This is a genomic window from Spongiibacter tropicus DSM 19543 (assembly GCF_000420325.1).
Lineage (GTDB): Bacteria > Pseudomonadota > Gammaproteobacteria > Pseudomonadales > Spongiibacteraceae > Spongiibacter > Spongiibacter tropicus.
This window is the reverse complement of the sequence record NZ_ATUS01000001.1, coordinates 2,435,102-2,451,782: the sequence shown is the minus strand read 5'-3', so window position 1 is coordinate 2,451,782 and position 16,681 is coordinate 2,435,102. Positions and strand designations below refer to the sequence as shown.

Annotated in this window: 14 protein-coding genes; 4 read left to right on the top strand and 10 right to left on the bottom strand. The window is 55.7% G+C overall.

Annotation, left to right across the window (positions count from 1 at the left end; translation table 11 throughout):
• Window positions 1–109: 109 nt before the first annotated feature.
• The 7 genes from G411_RS0111530 to G411_RS0111500 all read right to left on the bottom strand — a co-directional run bounded on the left by G411_RS0111530 (window position 110) and on the right by G411_RS0111500 (window position 8,943).
• The gene (locus tag G411_RS0111530; protein ID WP_022959363.1) at window positions 110–1,858 is read right to left on the bottom strand and encodes an alpha-amylase family glycosyl hydrolase; all 1,749 of its coding nucleotides are present in this window, start codon (window positions 1,856–1,858) and stop codon (window positions 110–112) included.
• On the bottom strand, window positions 1,855–3,078 hold the full coding sequence (locus G411_RS0111525) for a glycosyltransferase family protein (RefSeq protein ID WP_022959362.1): 1,224 nt from the start codon (window positions 3,076–3,078) through the stop codon (window positions 1,855–1,857). Before G411_RS0111525 ends, G411_RS0111530 begins: the two co-directional genes overlap by 4 nt.
• Before the next feature lie 134 nt (window positions 3,079–3,212).
• The gene (locus tag G411_RS0111520; protein ID WP_022959361.1) at window positions 3,213–4,022 is read right to left on the bottom strand and encodes an HAD-IIB family hydrolase; all 810 of its coding nucleotides are present in this window, start codon (window positions 4,020–4,022) and stop codon (window positions 3,213–3,215) included.
• Window positions 4,019–4,906 carry a kinase gene (locus G411_RS0111515; RefSeq protein WP_022959360.1) on the bottom strand — a complete coding sequence of 296 codons (888 nt, stop codon included), beginning with the start codon at window positions 4,904–4,906 and terminating at the stop codon, window positions 4,019–4,021. The genes G411_RS0111520 and G411_RS0111515 overlap by 4 nt, the downstream gene beginning before the upstream one ends.
• 168 nt (window positions 4,907–5,074) lie before the next feature.
• The gene (locus tag G411_RS0111510) at window positions 5,075–5,539 is read right to left on the bottom strand and encodes an FKBP-type peptidyl-prolyl cis-trans isomerase (RefSeq protein ID WP_022959359.1); all 465 of its coding nucleotides are present in this window, start codon (window positions 5,537–5,539) and stop codon (window positions 5,075–5,077) included.
• Window positions 5,540–5,641: 102 nt separating this feature from the next.
• Window positions 5,642–6,589 (bottom strand): LysR family transcriptional regulator, encoded by a 948-nt coding sequence (locus tag G411_RS0111505; RefSeq protein WP_028968368.1) that lies wholly within the window; start codon window positions 6,587–6,589, stop codon window positions 5,642–5,644.
• A 170-nt stretch (window positions 6,590–6,759) separates the two neighbouring features.
• Window positions 6,760–8,943 (bottom strand): malate synthase G, encoded by a 2,184-nt coding sequence (locus G411_RS0111500; protein ID WP_022959357.1) that lies wholly within the window; start codon window positions 8,941–8,943, stop codon window positions 6,760–6,762.
• A 351-nt stretch (window positions 8,944–9,294) separates the two neighbouring features.
• On the opposite strand from G411_RS0111500, the gene G411_RS0111495 reads away from it, so the two are divergent.
• From G411_RS0111495 to aceK, 4 genes are all read left to right on the top strand, one after another.
• Window positions 9,295–10,899 (top strand): isocitrate lyase, encoded by a 1,605-nt coding sequence (locus G411_RS0111495; RefSeq protein WP_022959356.1) that lies wholly within the window; start codon window positions 9,295–9,297, stop codon window positions 10,897–10,899.
• 97 nt (window positions 10,900–10,996) lie between these two features.
• Complete coding sequence (rraA, locus tag G411_RS0111490) at window positions 10,997–11,479, top strand: ribonuclease E activity regulator RraA (protein ID WP_022959355.1); 483 nt, start codon at window positions 10,997–10,999, stop codon at window positions 11,477–11,479.
• Between the two features lie 65 nt (window positions 11,480–11,544).
• Complete coding sequence (locus G411_RS0111485) at window positions 11,545–12,579, top strand: LLM class F420-dependent oxidoreductase (protein WP_022959354.1); 1,035 nt, start codon at window positions 11,545–11,547, stop codon at window positions 12,577–12,579.
• Between the two features lie 93 nt (window positions 12,580–12,672).
• Window positions 12,673–14,424 (top strand): bifunctional isocitrate dehydrogenase kinase/phosphatase, encoded by a 1,752-nt coding sequence (aceK, locus tag G411_RS0111480; protein WP_022959353.1) that lies wholly within the window; start codon window positions 12,673–12,675, stop codon window positions 14,422–14,424.
• Between the two features lie 68 nt (window positions 14,425–14,492).
• Here aceK and G411_RS21505 read toward each other — a convergent pair whose 3' ends face one another.
• The 3 genes from G411_RS21505 to pip all read right to left on the bottom strand — a co-directional run bounded on the left by G411_RS21505 (window position 14,493) and on the right by pip (window position 16,669).
• Complete coding sequence (locus G411_RS21505) at window positions 14,493–15,077, bottom strand: hypothetical protein (RefSeq protein WP_022959352.1); 585 nt, start codon at window positions 15,075–15,077, stop codon at window positions 14,493–14,495.
• Window positions 15,078–15,226: 149 nt separating this feature from the next.
• Window positions 15,227–15,664: a D-aminoacyl-tRNA deacylase gene (dtd, locus tag G411_RS0111470; RefSeq protein WP_022959351.1), complete on the bottom strand. Its 438-nt coding sequence runs from the start codon at window positions 15,662–15,664 to the stop codon at window positions 15,227–15,229.
• A gap of 27 nt (window positions 15,665–15,691) precedes the next feature.
• Window positions 15,692–16,669 carry a prolyl aminopeptidase gene (pip, locus tag G411_RS0111465; RefSeq protein ID WP_022959350.1) on the bottom strand — a complete coding sequence of 326 codons (978 nt, stop codon included), beginning with the start codon at window positions 16,667–16,669 and terminating at the stop codon, window positions 15,692–15,694.
• Window positions 16,670–16,681: the final 12 nt, after the last annotated feature.

The following is a 16,681-nucleotide window of genomic DNA, read 5'->3' as shown; positions in this document are numbered from 1 at the left end:
TGCTGTATCAGATACGGGAAACCGCCGCAGCTTAGCAGATATGCATCGAGGGATAAGTAACATTGGAGGTCAACAGGCGAACAGATCATGCGCCTGCGGGTGGCAACGGCTAGCAGGCAAGCCAGCAATAACCGTAAGCAGGTAGCAGCAGATTTCCCTGTTCGGCAACGATCTCGGCACCGCTTAACAGCTCGAACCAGCGCCTGTCGGTATCGAGGTTCAGCTCAGCCAGTGGCAGTGTTTGCTTCTCTGCGCTGAAGTTGTAAATCGCCAACAGGGTTTGCGGCGCTCCCTCGCTGCGACTTTCCCGCCTCAAGCCAAACAGCTTGTCCCCGAGATGGAGCGGGAACTGGGCAGCATTGGGGTGAAACGCGGGCTGTTCAGCCCGCTTGCTAATCATCGTTTTCAGCGCATCAAAGACACGGCGATGGTGGCTGTTGCTGCCATGTTCCAGTGCGGCCTCCAGCTCGTCAGCTTGCCATTGGTGGCGATTGATCGAGCGGTTGTGATTGCTGTGAGCCACGCGGTTCAAATCATTTCCCGTCGCCAACAGACTGTGAATATAGAATGCGGGAATACCCTGCAAAGACAGCATTACAGCATGGGCACACAGGAAACGTGCTTCCTGATAACCATCTTCACCGGCACCGTGACGGCGACGCATGGCATCAAACAGACTGATATTAATTTCATAGGGGCGATTCTCGCCATTACCCAGCGCCCGCCACGACACAAGCCCCCCACTCTCCTCCATCAACCCCACCAGCCGATTAATCTCATCGTCATCCAGCAAGCCCTCTGCAGGCCGCAGGCCGATACCATCATGCGAGGCGATAAAGTTGAAGTACGTCGTGCCATCCTGTGCCGCAGGCATCCCCATCATCCAGCGATTGAGCGCCGAACTGTCGCCACTGACCAGAGCGTTCAGCAGCAGCGGCGGCAAAGAGAAGTTGTAAACCAGGTGCGCTTCGTTGGCGTTGCCGAAATACGCCAGGTTCTCGCGCAGAGGAATATTGGTCTCAGTAATCAGAATGGCATCAGGGGCCGCATGCTCTATCAGACTGCGCAGCAGGCGTACCATTTCATGCGTTTGATTCAGATTCAGGCAATTCGTCCCCGGCTCCTTCCAGAGAAAGGCAACCGCATCCAGCCGGAAGATGCGCACCCCTTGATCGAGGTAATGGCGAACAATTCGCACAAATTCCAACAGCACTTCGGGGTTGGCAAAATTGAGATCGACCTGATCGTGACTGAATGTACACCAGACGTGTCGCTTGCCATCGAGCGTCTGCACCTCGGCAAGTAAGGGGCTTGTTCTAGGCCGCACCACCGCCGACAGATCCCACTCGGGGTCCGCTTCGACAAAATAATCCTTGCCGGGGTCGCGGCGCTGCTTGAAGTTTTCAAACCACTGACTGCGGCTTGAGCAGTGATTGATAACCAGATCGGCCATGACATCGAAGTCACGGGAAATCGCATTAATGTCCTGCCATTCCCCCAACGACGGATTCACCTCAACGTAGTTGATCACCGCAAAACCGTCGTCGGAACTCCAGGGGTAAAACGGCAAGATATGCACACCGGAAATAACCCCCCGGCACTCTCGACGCAAAAAGTCGTGAAGCGTGTGCAGCGGCCACTCGCCCTCTCGCTGAAGACTGTCGCCGTAGGCGATCATCAAACAGTCCCGCTCGTCCCAGAGATTTTTATGCGCCTCCGGCATAAAGCAGCGCTGATCCAGCTCCATCAGCTCAATCAGCAACTCCACCAGCCGCGACAGCTCCCGCTGGGGATAGATCTGTTCAAGATGCGCGTAGAGTTTATCGCGCAAATGCGACTGGGGGCTGCTATCCGTCATGCACCAAACTCGTCCAAATCAGCGGCAACGGCGTCATAAAGCGCCGTCAACAATTCCGGCTCCGCACTGCACACCCGATTCCAACTCGGGATGAAAGGCGTTTCCATAGGGTTATCCAGGAAGGCATTCCCCGCCTTAACCAGATTGGCGGCAAACAACTCCACGGCTTCTTCTTCGCGATGCAAATCCAGGTCCAAGCCGTTCATTACCGCATCATTTCGGTAGCTCTCCACAAAATCGAGCGCCACCCTGAAGTAGGTCGCCTTGATAGAACGGAAGGTTTCGCTGTTAAACACAACACCATTCGTGGCCAACTTGCGGAAAATCGCCTTGGAGATATCGATCGACATTTTCGACAAGCCACCAGTATCGTTATCCGCTGACAGCGATTGGTGCTTGTGATCATAGCTGTCCGCAATGTCTACCTGGCACAGCCGGTTGGTAGAGTAATTGCGATACATTTCCGACAGCACGCCAATCTCCAGGCCCCAATCACTGGGAATACGCAGGTCGTTCAACACATCCCGGCGCATCGAGAACTCACCGGAAAGCGGATAGCGGTAACTGTCCAGATAGTCGAGGTAGTCGAGATCGCCCAGCACTTTTTTCAGCGAGCGGATCAGTGGCGTCACCAGCAGGCGACTGACACGACCGTTCATGCGCCCATCCGCGACACGGGCGTAAAAGCCTTTGCAGAATTCGTAGTTAAAGCCGGGATTGGCCACTGGATAAAACAACTGAGCAAGCAGCCGACGGTCGTAGGTGAGAATGTCGCAGTCGTGCAGCGCAATCGCCTCGCTCTGCCCCGACGCCAGCACATAACCGAGGCAATACCAGACATTCCGCCCCTTGCCCGGTTCTTGCGGCGATAATCCTCGCGCCTGGAGACGCTCATCAATGGCGCGCAGCCGTGGGCCATCGTTCCACAACACACGGTGCGGTTGAGGCAAGCGGCTGAAAAATTTCAGCGCATGTCGATACTGCGCTTCGTCAGCCTGATCGAGGCCGATAATAATCTCATTGATGTAGGGCACCTTGGCGATCTCATCAATGATGTGACCAAGAGCCGGCCCCTCCAGCTCAGAAAACAACGATGGTAATACCAACGCCATCGGACGGTGCCTTGCGAAGCCACTCAGCTCGGCTTCCAGTGCCTCGATGGGCCGGTCAACAAGATTATGAAGTGTGGTAATGATGCCGTTCTGATAAAAATCAGCCATGGTACTGCATTCCCCTTATTGTTGTGTCTGACAGGACCGCCCGGCATTGGCCGCCCTATCATTCCGCAAGCCTCGTTCGCGATCCGGGGCCTGCGCAGTATTAAGGCATTTTCCGTGCCGCCTGCCCCTATAGCTTATAACAAGGCCAACAAACTGCTATTCCACCCCGCCGGACCACATTCGTCGGTAATGTGTATCCGCCCTGAGGGAGCCGGCACGAGTGGCGGCTCATGGTGGGCAGAGCGGATAATCACCCCTTCGTCCGCCAGTGCAAGCATGGCGACATCGTTCTCCCCGTCCCCCAGTGCAATACAGCGTGGCGCAGTACACCCGGGAATTAATCTGGGCGCCAGCCAGCGCATGGCGCGCCCCTTGTCGCAGTCACCAATGATGTGAGTAAACCGCCCGCCACGAAGTGCCTGCAAGCCTTCAGCGGCAAGCATGTCAGAAAATGCCTGCCAGTTGGCATCACTTCCCTGCCATACAATCGGCTCAGAATACTCGCGCTGCAGTGCCAACACCGCCCCCTCCGGGGGCAAGCCGGTCAGCTCGCACACTTTCGGTGCGCCCATATCGGAAAATCCGGTGAAAACCGGGCCATGTTCCTCACGCCAGTCTCGAATCACACGCAGAATATGCTGACGCCCGGGAGCCAGCGCTTTGACTTTCCCCCAAGGCGATGACTCCAGGCCCTCAGGCTCCGCCACCACGGCGTTCTCTGGAAAAACCACCGCAGCGCCATTTTCAACAATATACGGGTAGGGATTATTCAGATGCTGGCGCAGCTCTGCCAGCTCAGCGGCCGTTTTGCTGGTATTAAGTATCCAGGGAATTTGCTGGTCATCCAGCGTTGCCAGGGCCTCTGCCGCAGGGGCAAAGGAATAGTTATCATGATCGAGAAGGCTGCCATCAAGGTCGGTAAAAACGGCGGTGTTTGCGGTCACCCAGGACTCCCTTTGTAGCTCAACGAAACAATACTGCGGTGCTCATCCATCGTCATCACCGCATCGGCTCGCGCAGGTAATACGCTTAATGCATGTCGGGTCAGGCGTTCATAATGACTGACAAAGCGGAGAATTTCAGCCGAACTCATAAAGTGAGCGCTGTCATCACCGGCACGCCGGGCCGCCATTTTCTGCTCCTGTTCTTCCCGCCAGCTCGCAACACAGTCGAAGCTTGGCGCTTTTAACATCAGCAAGCAGTCAAGCTCCGCAAACAGCTGTTGATAGCTCCCGGCAAGCTGATCATTGACCCAGCGCCGCCAGCGGCCATCGCTATCTTCCTCGGCTTCCAGTGCATTAATAGGATCGACGAGCTCTGATTCCGCCTGCGGCGGCACCCCGAGGCACCAACCCTCCAAAATAATGACATCCACAGCGCCAACACGCGGCCAGTCAACGACTTCACAACGATCGTCCCGCGCTTTATCGAACCGCGGCAGTGCCGTGGGGCGACCCGCGCGCAAGTCCTCCAGTGTTCCCAACGCGAGCGGCAGGTCATGCGTGCCCGGCACACCGCGTGTAGCCAACAGCGGATGCTGATGACTACCAAGACGCAGGCGCTCACCGCGCGGCAGATAAAAATCGTCCAGCGAGAGGCAGGCAACTCGCTTGCCGCAATGACGCCGCAAATACCACTGATAAAAGGCAGCAAGGGTAGACTTACCGCTGCCCTGTGCCCCGTGGATACCCAGCACTTTCGGCGCCGACAACTCGACAGCCAACCAGCGCTGAATAAAGGGTAGAAAATACTGGTCGACCTGCTGGCAATAGCTGGCTGGCAACGATTCGCTGCGCAGAAACTCATCAATTCCGGTCAAATCCGACATGGCTTGTCCCTCCCGGTCGCTCAGTCCGCCGACACTCAGGCACAGCGTAACCGATCTTTTTGACAGTGCGATGCACTGAGATGGGAAGACGTTAAGCAGATTTCTTGCCAGTGCGGCAAAAAGGGGGGGAAGGCAGCCGGACAGGAAGAACTCCAGTCCGGCAAACGATTAATGCACGTGGCCGTGCTCAATCTCTTCTGCAGATGCTTCGCGAACGTCGGCGATATTGACATCAAAATGCAGTGTTTGACCCGCCAGAGGATGATTGGCATCAACGGTAACATTTTCGTCGTCCACCGCTTTTACTACGACCAACTGTACTTGGCCACCCGCACCCTGGGCTTGGAACTGCATGCCAACTTCGATCTGGTCCACACCCTGGAAAGCGTCGCGAGGAACAGCTTGAACCAGCTCTGGGTTCACTTCGCCGTAGGCATCAGCAGGCTGAACTGTCACTTTCAGTGCATCGCCGGCAACTTTGCCTTCCAGTTCGCGCTCCAGCCCGGGGATGATACCACCGTGGCCGTGCAGGTATGCGAGCGGCTCACCGCCCTGAGATGAATCCAGCTCTACCCCGTTGTCGTCGGTGAGCGTGTAGTGAAATGCCACCACGCAATCGTTGGCAATGTTCATGGGAACCTCCCGTTAAAATGAGGCGGCAAGCATGACAGCTTTACCCGCCGAGGTCACCCCGCGGGCCCGCTGAGAGCCGACTTTCCGGGACTTTTGCCAAGCTCATCCGTGCTCGATCATCTCCTGCCCCATATCAACAATGCGGCGGCGCAGCCAGATATGGCCTGGGTCGTGTTGCAACAGCGGGCTCCACGCCAACTTCAACTCGATGGGAATGATCATAAACGGCGGTTTGCGCACTGCCAGGCGAGAGTCATCCGCATACAACTTGGCAACCTGAGTAGGCAGCGTCGCAATGAGATCAGGATGGCGAGCCAAGAGCGCGGCAACTTGATAGTGGCGGGTAAACACGCGAATCTGCCGCTCGTGCCCCACTTCAGCCAAGGCCTCGTCGACCCAGCCCAAACGCTGACTGTCGCGATGACTCATACCACGCCCCACACCCATGCCGGTTTTACTCACCCAGATGTGTGGCGCGGCCAGAAAAGCCTCCATATCAAAATTTTCCAAGGCTTTGTTTTCGCTGCTCATCAGGCAGGAGAAGCTGTCTCGCCATACCGTCGCCTGGTGAAATGACTGCGGCAGGCGATCAAAGCGGTTTACCGCCATATCAATCTTGCCCTGCTCCAGGTCCTGAAAGGTCACGTCGGAGGGCGTGAGGATATCCAAAGTGATATTCGGTGCCTCATCCCGGAGCTTGAACAGCAAACGCGTCAGCAGCGTAGACTCGGCATAATCGCTGGCCATCACCCTGAACACCCGATTGCTGCGAGTCACCTCAAAGTCGGAAACCGGCAGCACCGCCTGCTCCACCGAAGCCAGAATATTTCGCACCTGCGGCTGAAGCTCCAGCGCTCGCTCGGTGGGCGTCATGCCCTCACTGGTACGCACTAGCAGCGGATCGTTGAACAGATCACGCAGGCGGCGCAGGCCATTACTCAATGCAGGCTGAGTAATGCCCAATTGCTCAGCCGCGCGCGTCACATTCTTTTCCCGCAGCAACACATCCAGATACACCAGCAGGTTGAGATCGATACGCGATAAATTCATGATAGGAATAGCTCCGAAGGGCTGCATAACACAGGGTGATTATGCTCATTTTATCGCCAGCTCGCCAGCATTGCTGACGCGCCTGCGACACTCGTGGCCGAATATCAGACAAAAAAAGGCCCGGAAGAACCGGGCCAAGCCTCACTGACAGGAAAAAGTGGCGGCGGCGCTTAGGCGCCGTGCTTCGCCTTGAACTCAATACGACGGCGGTGGAGAACCGGCTCGGTGTAGCCGTTGGGCTGTTTGCAGCCCTCGAAGACCAGCTCGCAGGCGGCCTGGAAGGCCACACTGTCGTCAAAATTGGGAGCCATGTTGAGGTAAGCCGCATCACCGGCGTTCTGACGATCAACGACGGCCGCCATACGCTTCATGGTCTCCATCACCTGCTCTTCTGTGCAGATGCCATGGCGCAGCCAGTTGGCAATGTGTTGGCTCGAGATACGCAGTGTTGCGCGGTCTTCCATCAGGCCTACATCGTTAATATCCGGCACTTTCGAACAGCCAACACCCTGGTCGATCCAGCGAACCACGTAGCCCAGAATCCCCTGTGCATTGTTGTCCAGTTCGTTCTGAATTTCCTCGGCGGACCAGTTGGTCTCAGCCGCAACCGGGAAGGTCAGAATATCGTCCAGTGATGCGCGTTGACGCTTAGCAATCTCTTCTTGCTGGCTGCGCACATTCACGTCGTGATAGTGCATCACATGCAGCGTCGCCGCGGTGGGTGATGGTACCCAGGCACAGTTGGCACCGGCTTTCGGGTGACCGATTTTGGCCTCCATCATTGCCGCCATTTCATCGGGCATCGCCCACATGCCCTTACCGATCTGCGCACGACCACTCAAGCCACAAGCCAGACCGATATCCACGTTCCAGTCTTCGTAGGCGCTGATCCACGCCTGCTGCTTCATGTCGGCTTTGCGCACGAAGGCGCCCGCTTCCATGCTGGTGTGAATTTCGTCGCCGGTGCGATCCAGGAAGCCAGTATTGATGAAGATCACGCGCTCTTTGGCTGCGGCAATACAGGCCTTAAGATTAACCGTAGTGCGGCGCTCTTCATCCATAATGCCGATTTTCAGAGTGTTGCGAGCCAGTCCGAGAGCATCTTCTACGCGGCTGAACAGCTCGGCAGCGAAAGCCACTTCCTCGGGGCCGTGCATTTTCGGCTTAACGATGTACACGCTGCCTTTACGCGAGTTGCGAACACGACCGTTACCCTGCAAGTCGTGCATGGAAGCCAGCACTGTAACCATGGCATCCATAATGCCTTCCGGCACTTCATTGCCATCGGCATCCAGAATGGCTTCGTTCGTCATCAGGTGGCCAACGTTGCGCACGAGCAGCAGCGAGCGGCCGTGCAAGGTTTTCTCACTGCCGTCAGGCGCGGTGAATACACGGTCTTCCACCATGCGGCGGGTCAGGGTTTTACCGCCCTTTTCGAAACGCTCCTCCAGGTCACCCTTCATCAGACCCAGCCAGTTGCGATAGACCACAACCTTGTCGTCAGCATCGACGGCAGCCACGGAGTCTTCACAGTCCTGAATGGTGGTCAGCGCTGCCTCCAGGCAAACATCCTTCACTCGTGCCGCGTCGGTCTTGCCAATAGGGTGCTCGCCATCAATTTGAATATCGATGTGCAGACCATTGTTAATCAGCAGCACATTGCTGGGCGCTTCAGCACTGCCCATATAGCCGGTAAATTTCTCAGGGCTTTGCAGGCCTGTTGTTGAACCGTCTTTCAGCGTTACCCGCAGACTGCCGTTGTCGATGCAATATGCGGTGGCGTCGGCATGGCTGCCCGCCGCAAGCGGAACATGCTTATTCAGAAAAGCTTTAGCGTAGGCAATGACTTTGTCACCACGCACCGGATTGTAAGCTTTGCCCTTCTCTGCGCCACCTTCTTCGGAAATAACATCAGTGCCGTATAATGCATCGTAGAGGCTACCCCAACGCGCGTTGGCAGCATTGAGTCCGAAACGAGCATTCATTACCGGTACAACCAGCTGAGGGCCAGCCAAGGTGGCGATCTCGTCGTCTACGTTTTCCGTAGCAATGCTAAAATCAGCGGGTTCGGGAAGCAGGTAGCCAATGTCGCTCAGGAACTGCTTGTAAGCGGCCGCATCGAAGTTAGCGGCATTGTCGTGGTGCCACTGGTCGATCTGAGCCTGAATAGCGTCGCGCTTGGCAAGCAGTTCCCGGTTGCGGGGCGCCAGGTCACGGATAATGCCTGCAAAAGCCGTCCAGTACTTATCGGTGTCCACACCGGTGCCCGGAGCGATCTCCTCATTGACCAAGCGATAAAGCAGCTCGGCAATTTGTAAACCACTATGCTGAACCCGGTTGGTCGACGCAGACATGGGAACTCCTTAAAACTGGTTAGCGACGCTCATTGGAAAACGGTGAAATGGGTAATCCCTCACCTAATGTAGCCCACATCCTAGCCAGCGGGGGATAATTCTACAAATTTATCCATATTATTATTGTTATTTCACAAATGAATGAAGCGACTTCAAGTCGATCCCTACAGAAAGGAAGCAGCACCTCGCATCCAGCCATTTTGTTATAACAGGTAGAATCATGATCACCAGAATTTATAATTCTCAATAAAAATAACGATCATAAAAACTATAAATTAGGTAAATCTTAAAATTCCTCCTACACTTCCCTCCGTCACTATCACTTGTCCTCACTTTAGGAAGGGATCGACCATGTCACAGTATCAAAAAGACATCGAGGCTATCGCTAGCCTGCGCGAAGCAATGGGAAGCGGCTGGAGAGACATCACTCCCGAGTACGCGGCTCGTATGAAAACCCAGAACCGTTTCAAAACGCACCTGGACATCGCCAAATACACTGCCGGCATCATGCGCAAAGACATGGCCGACTACGATGCTGACACTGCCAAGTACACTCAATCTCTGGGCTGCTGGCACGGCTTCATCGGTCAGCAAAAGCTGATCTCTATCAAAAAGCACTTCGGCCACACCGACAAGCGTTACCTGTACCTGTCTGGCTGGATGGTTGCTGCACTGCGTAGCGAGTTCGGCCCTCTGCCCGACCAGTCTATGCACGAGAAAACCACCGTTGCTGACCTGATCCGCGAGCTGTACACCTTCCTGAAACAAGCCGACGCTTGGGAACTGAACCACCTGTTCCGCGATCTGGATGCCGCTCGCGACGCTGGCGACAGCGCAAAAGAAGCTGAGATCATCAGCAAGATCGACAACTACGAAACTCACGTTGTGCCCATCATTGCTGACATCGACGCAGGCTTCGGTAACGCGGAAGCGACTTACCTGATGGCCAAGCAAATGATCGAAGCGGGTGCTTGCTGTATCCAAATCGAAAACCAGGTTTCTGACGAGAAGCAGTGTGGCCACCAGGACGGTAAAGTTACTGTTCCTCACGCCGACTTCCTGGCGAAAATCCGCGCGGTACGCTACGCGTTCCTGGAGCTGGGTATCGACGACGGTGTAATCGTTGCTCGTACTGACTCTCTGGGTGCTGGCCTGACCAAGCAAATCGCGGTTACCAACGAGCCGGGCGACTTGGGCGACCAATACAACGCTTTCCTCGATGGCGATTACATCACTAGCGCTGACGAAATCCAAAACGGCGACGTGGTTGTTAAATCTAACGGCAAACTGCTCAAGCCCAAGCGTCTGCAAAGCGGCCTGTTCTGCTTCAAAGAAGGCTCTGGCGAAGACCGCGTTGTTCTGGACTGTATCACCAGCCTGCAGAACGGTGCCGACCTGCTGTGGATCGAAACCGAGAAACCTCACGTTGGCCAAATCGGCGGCATGGTAAACCGCATTCGCGAAGTGGTACCCAATGCGAAGCTGGTTTACAACAACAGCCCATCGTTCAACTGGACCCTGAACTTCCGTCAGCAAATCTTTGACGCGTGGTCAGCTGAGGGCAAAGACGTTTCTGCCTACGATCGTGCTCGCTTGATGAGCGCCGACTACGACGCCACAGATCTAGCGGCAGCCGCTGACGAGAAGATCCGCACCTTCCAGGCCGACGCGTCTCGTGAAGCCGGTATTTTCCACCACTTGATCACTCTGCCGACTTACCACACTGCGGCACTGTCTACTGATCAACTGGCGAAAGGCTACTTCGGTGACCAAGGCATGCTGGCTTATGCTGGCGGCGTACAGCGCAAAGAAATCCGCGAAGGCATCGCGACCGTTAAGCACCAGGATATGGCTGGTTCTAACATCGGTGACGATCACAAAGAGTACTTTGCTGGTGACGCTGCGTTGAAAGCTGGCGGTAAAGACAACACCATGGGCCAGTTCGAGAACATCTAATCGGCAATTGGTGTATAAAAAGGGGCGGCAGCGATGTCGCCCCTTTTTTTGTATCTATTCATCAGCGCCATAACCACCGCAACACAGGGAGTTTGCAATGACCATATCCACCCCCGACCTCTGCGACGAACACGGCGACGACGTTCGCGTACTGGAACTGTCACTGAAACACTACGGCGCCATCCATCACTTTGGCGGCGAAGTGGTCACTATCAAATGCTTTGAAGATAATTCGCTGGTAGCCGAACAGGTCAAACAACCCGGTGATGGCCGCGTGCTGGTCGTTGATGGCGGCGCGTCCCCACGTCGCTCATTATTGGGCGATAACCTGGCGGGCGCGGCGGTGAAAAACGGCTGGTCCGGCATTATTATTTACGGCTATTTGCGCGACGTAGAAGAAATTGCCCCCATGTCACTGGGTGTCCTGGCACTGGGGAGCGTACCGCGCAAAACTGACAAGCGTAACGAGGGGCAACTGAATGTCCCGCTGCACTTTGGCGGCATTACCATCGCCCCTGGCGACTTTGCCTACGCTGACGAAACCGGTGTTATCTTCGCCGAAAAAGCGCTGGTAAGCTAAACCAACTGCGGGGGAGCAACACTCCCACCCCGCGACAATGACGTCACAATAACAGGATGCACACCATGAAACTGGGACTACTACTGGGATACTCGGGCGCTAAATTGAAATTGCCCATGGACGATATCAAACACGCGGAATCATTGGGCTTCGACTCAGTGTGGACAGCAGAAGCCTACGGCTCTGACGCCGTCACTCCCGCCGCCTGGATTCTGGCTCAGACCGACAAAATTAAAGTCGGCACCGCCATCATGCAAATGCCAGCACGCTCTCCGGCGATGGCAGCCATGACCGCCATGAGCCTGGACCACCTTTCCGATGGTCGCTTTATTGTCGGTCTCGGCGCCTCCGGCCCCCAGGTCGTCGAAGGCTGGCACGGCGTGCCTTACGGCAAGCCAGTCACCCGCACCCGCGAATACATCCAGATCATGAAGCAGATCTTTGAACGCAAAGGCCCAGTAGAATTCGACGGCAAAATGTATCAGATGCCAAACAAAGGGGAAGGCACTACCGGCCTGGGCAAGCCACTGAAATCCATTTTGCACGGCGACCCCAGCATCCCGATTTACACCGCCTCGATAACTCCGGCAGGCGTCGCAGCCTCTGCTGAAGTGGCCGACGGTGTGTTCCCGGTGTGGATGAGCCCGGAGAAGTATTCCGTACTGGAGCCCAGCATCAATAAAGGCCTGGAAAAAAGCGGGCGCACGAAAGCCGACTTCGATGTCGCCCCCTTTGTCGGCGTCATCATGGATGACAATCTCGATGGCTGCCGCTACTTCATCAAGGACTTCCTGGCTCTTTACATAGGCGGCATGGGCGCCAAGGGTAAAAACTTCTATACCGACTACGCCACGCGCATGGGTTACGGCGACGCGGCTGAAAAAGTACAGGATCTGTACCTGGCCGGTAAAAAAGACGAAGCCCGCGATGCCATTCCCAATGATTTGGTAGATGAAATTGCCATGGTTGGCCCTGAAGCCCGCATTCGCGAGCGCGCCAAAGACTGGAAAGCGGCCGAGCAACGCGGCGAAGTCGGCACCATGATCCTCAACTGCCAGCAAGCAGAAGCACGGGAAGTGATGGCCGACTGCTTCCTGTAAAACACGTCGCCCGGCCGATGGCCGGGCTTCGTTTTTCCATAAAAGTCGGGCAGACTGCACGCAGACCAACGGCCCACAGGACAGACCCTCGCAATGACTGCTGTTACCCGTCGCCTCGCCATGGCCATTCTGAATGGCTTTGATGCGTTTTTTGCCGAATTCAAAAACATCACGCTGGGTGCGCAGGCGCGATTCGAAGCCGCTGACTGGCATGCCTCCCAAGCGGCAATGCAGGCGCGATTGAACCTCTGGAAGCAAAAGCGGGTTATTGTGGCGGAAGCTGCCTACACCATTACCGGCGGCAGCGTAGAAAACCGGGATCACTGGGAAATCGCCAAGCAGGAATACGCTGAGCTGATTCAAAATCACGACAATTTCGAAATCGCCCAGTCTTTCTTTAACTCGATTTACTGCTACGTGTTCAAGCACGAAAAAATACGCGACCAGCACACCTTTGCCACCACCTCCGTCGGCCACCGAGGACCGATGGACAGCGACTCGATCCTGCGCCGCTATCACTTCAACGGTGAAAATGGCTCGTCGATTATCCGCCAGATGCTCGATGACTGTGAGTTCAATACGCCCTGGGAAGACCAGGAGCGCGACATCAACTTTATGATGAATGTCGTCAACGACGAATTGATCCCTCGCATTCCCCGCGGCACGGGCGACATCTGGGTGGAAACCCTGGAATCGCTGTTCTTCCGCAACAAGGCCGCCTATCTCGTGGGCCGCGTTTACAGCGGCAGTTTCAGCCTGCCCTTTGTGCTGCCGATCCTGCACTCGGAAGAGGGCCCACTGTATGTGGATACCCTGCTCTACGACCCCGACGACATCTCGATTCTGTTCAGCTTCAGCCGCAGCTATTTTATGGTCGACGCCTCCATTCCCTCGGAGTATGTCGCCTTTTTGAAACGGCTGATGCCCCACAAGGAAACCTTCGAGCTGTATAACGCCATCGGCATGCAGAAACACGGCAAGAGCGAATTCTTCCGTTTCGCTGTGGCCGACACGCTGGAAAGTGACGCTCCTTATGTCATCGCGCCGGGCATCAAAGGCATGGTCATGCTCGTGTTCACCCGCCCGGATTTTGGCTATGTATACAAGGTGATTAAAGACCGGTTTACACCGCCCAAGGAAATGACACGAGAGCATGTTAAAAAGTGTTATAGCTTGGTTAAACGCTGGGATCGCGGTGGTCGCATGGCCGACACCCAAGAGTTCAACAACCTTGCCTTTGATCGCCGCCGCTTCTCTGACGAGCTGATTGAAGAGCTCTACAAGGAAGCGCCCTCGTTGGTTGAGGAAAATGGTAACGTGCTGATCCTCAAACACGTGTACATCGAGCGCAAAATGACACCGCTCAACCTGTACCTGAAAGACTGCGATGAGCAACAGCTTTACAGCATCATGGACGAGTACGGCACCGCGATTAAGCAACTTGCCGCCGGTAATATTTTCCCCGGCGATATGTTGCTGAAAAACTTCGGGGTCACCCGTCACGGTCGAGTCGTATTCTATGACTACGATGAAATCTGCCCGCTGACAGATTGCAACTTCCGCAAACTCCCCGAGCCGAAAACCGAGGAGCAGGCGATGGCCACCCAGCCCTGGTACGAGGTGAAGCCCGAGGACGTTTTCCCGGAGGAATTCCGCCTGTTCTTTTCCGGGAACCAGCGCGCCAAAAAAGTCTTCGACGAGCTGCACAGCGACCTGTATGACCCAGGGTACTGGCAAAGTCTGCAACAAAAAATCCGCGACGGCTTTGTGGCAGATGTGTTCCCCTATCGGAAGAAGCAGCGATTCCAGCAACGCGTCGAAGGCTACAACAGCCAGAGTGACTAGGCAGCTTCGCGCAGACATAAAAACGGCGCCTGCAAGGCGCCGTTTTTATGTGCAACGTTTATACAGGATTAAAACTGTACGCGGCCGCTGATACCAATAGAGTCGGTATCCAGATCGCCGACAAAGCTGCGTCGGAAGTCGGCTGCCACAGAAATCTGGGGAGCGACATAAAGGCGAATGCCCGCACCGAGAATCGCACCGCTGTCATCGCCGCGATCGTAGTCGGCATAGGCAAAACCGCCATAGAGGTTACCTTCGACATTATTGGTCAACCAGGTACGCGACATGGCACTCGCCGTCAGCGTATCGCTATCACCGCTCCCGCGATCGGGATCAAGATAGCTGTAGTCCACCGCCAGCACCAGATCACTGCGCTGGGAAATCGACATGGGGTGACCAACCCCCAGACTGATGACATCGGCCTCACCCGGCTCAAAATCCAGCGAGCCAAGCGAGCCGCGAATGAAAACATCACTATTCAGTGAAAGCGAACCCCCGCCGTAGATATAGTCGCCATCGTTATCGTCCACTTCCACATCAGCCACACCCAATTCGGCATAGTTGTAGCTGAATTCCTTGGCGAGCAGCGGGCTGCTAAAACCAATACCCAGCAGCACCAGTGGCAGGGTGATTTTCAATGTTTGTCGATTCATGAGCTCTCTCCTTTTGGGATGAAGATGCCCTTTAGACGCGAACAGAGAACAGCGTTCCCCGACAGAGATGACTTTGTGACGCAGGATTCGAAATCAGGAAAAAACAGACAAAACAGGGAACTACAGCCACCTCCACGAGTCTGCCTGAACTATTGTTCAAGCAGAAAGCTTACCGGGCCGTCGTTGACGAGACGCACCTGCATATCCGCCCCGAACTGCCCGCACGCGACGTTCTCGTGGCGCGCTCGCAACCAGGCCAGCCCCTGCTCATATAAGGCCTCGGCATCCGCCGGAGCCGCTGCAGTAGAAAAGCCGGGACGGCGCCCTTTGCTGGTCTCCGCCGCCAGCGTGAACTGGGAAACCAGTAGAATGCCGCCACCGATATCTCGTAGCGATAAATTCATCCGGCCATCTTCGTCGGCAAACACTCGATAGTTGAGAATACGCTCAAGCAGCTTCTCCAGCCGACCGGCATCATCTCCCCGTTCCACACCGAGAAACACCAGCAGCCCCTGCTGAATTTCTCCCACACACTGCGCATTCACATCCACACGGGCCTGACGCACACGCTGCAATAAGGCTTTCATCGTACTCCTGACGGGTTTGCTAAATACTCAGGCACCTTCGCCGTTAAACTGCCTCGCCAGCAGTACGGCAATTTCCTCGGTAGCTTTTATGAGTGCATCGGTAATGCCGGGCTCGAAGGCAGAATGCCCCGCCTCGCGTACGACCAACAGCTCTGAAGCCGGCCAGCGCTCGTGAAGATACTGGGCATTATCGAGCGGACAAATCATATCGTAGCGGCCGTGGACGATCACGCCGGGAATCTCCGCAATGGCGTCGAGGTTTTCCAGTTGCCGCTGCGCCAGCAGGAAAGCGTCGTTGAGGAAGAAATGATTTTCGATGTGCGACATCGCCACCGCACTGTGGGTATCCATAATCTGGGCCTCCAGATCATGGCTGGGGCGCAGCGTCGAACAACGTGCCTCCCAGTGACACCAAGCTTTGGCTGCCGACATGCGGGCCAACTCATTATCACCGTGCAGTTGCCGATGATAGGCTTCCATCCAATTTTCATCGCCTTGGCGGTGTGCGGCTTCGTCAAATTCCTGCCAGTAATCGGGGAATAAACGACTGGCCCCGCCCTCTGCATAAAACCACTGCAGGTCCTGCGGGCGGCAGAGAAAAATTCCCCGGAGTATCATCGCCAGCACCCGCTTCGGGTAGCGCTGGGCGTATACCAGACTCAGCGTGGAACCCCAGGAACCGCCGAACAGCATCCATTGGTGAACGCCCAAATGCTCGCGGATGACCTCCATGTCCTCGACCAGCGCCAAGGTATGATTCTCGTCCAGACAGGCATGGGGAGTTGAGCGACCACAGCCGCGCTGATCAAACAGGATGATGCGATACACATCGGGGTCGAAAAAACAGCGCCCCTTGGGACTGCAACCCCCGCCCGGCCCACCGTGCACGAACAGCACCGGAATGCCATCCGGGTTGCCGGACTCTTCAATATAAAGCTGATGAGGGGGCTGCACCGACAGGTGCTGCGTTTTATAAGGTTTGATATCGGGATATAGAGCCAGCATAACCACGCCTGA

What these genes read in the sequence shown, in the direction of transcription:
- dtd (WP_022959351.1), bottom strand. Translation starts at nt 15,664, where the DNA reads ATGAAAGCCTTATTGCAGCGTGTGCGTCAGGCCCGTGTGGATGTGAAT.
- G411_RS0111505 (WP_028968368.1), bottom strand. Translation starts at nt 6,589, where the DNA reads ATGAATTTATCGCGTATCGATCTCAACCTGCTGGTGTATCTGGATGTG.
- G411_RS0111500 (WP_022959357.1), bottom strand. Translation starts at nt 8,943, where the DNA reads ATGTCTGCGTCGACCAACCGGGTTCAGCATAGTGGTTTACAAATTGCC.
- rraA (WP_022959355.1), top strand. Translation starts at nt 10,997, where the DNA reads ATGACCATATCCACCCCCGACCTCTGCGACGAACACGGCGACGACGTT.
- aceK (WP_022959353.1), top strand. Translation starts at nt 12,673, where the DNA reads ATGACTGCTGTTACCCGTCGCCTCGCCATGGCCATTCTGAATGGCTTT.
- pip (WP_022959350.1), bottom strand. Translation starts at nt 16,669, where the DNA reads ATGCTGGCTCTATATCCCGATATCAAACCTTATAAAACGCAGCACCTG.
- G411_RS0111495 (WP_022959356.1), top strand. Translation starts at nt 9,295, where the DNA reads ATGTCACAGTATCAAAAAGACATCGAGGCTATCGCTAGCCTGCGCGAA.
- G411_RS0111485 (WP_022959354.1), top strand. Translation starts at nt 11,545, where the DNA reads ATGAAACTGGGACTACTACTGGGATACTCGGGCGCTAAATTGAAATTG.
- G411_RS0111530 (WP_022959363.1), bottom strand. Translation starts at nt 1,858, where the DNA reads ATGACGGATAGCAGCCCCCAGTCGCATTTGCGCGATAAACTCTACGCG.
- G411_RS0111525 (WP_022959362.1), bottom strand. Translation starts at nt 3,078, where the DNA reads ATGGCTGATTTTTATCAGAACGGCATCATTACCACACTTCATAATCTT.
- G411_RS0111515 (WP_022959360.1), bottom strand. Translation starts at nt 4,906, where the DNA reads ATGTCGGATTTGACCGGAATTGATGAGTTTCTGCGCAGCGAATCGTTG.
- G411_RS0111510 (WP_022959359.1), bottom strand. Translation starts at nt 5,539, where the DNA reads ATGAACATTGCCAACGATTGCGTGGTGGCATTTCACTACACGCTCACC.
- G411_RS21505 (WP_022959352.1), bottom strand. Translation starts at nt 15,077, where the DNA reads ATGAATCGACAAACATTGAAAATCACCCTGCCACTGGTGCTGCTGGGT.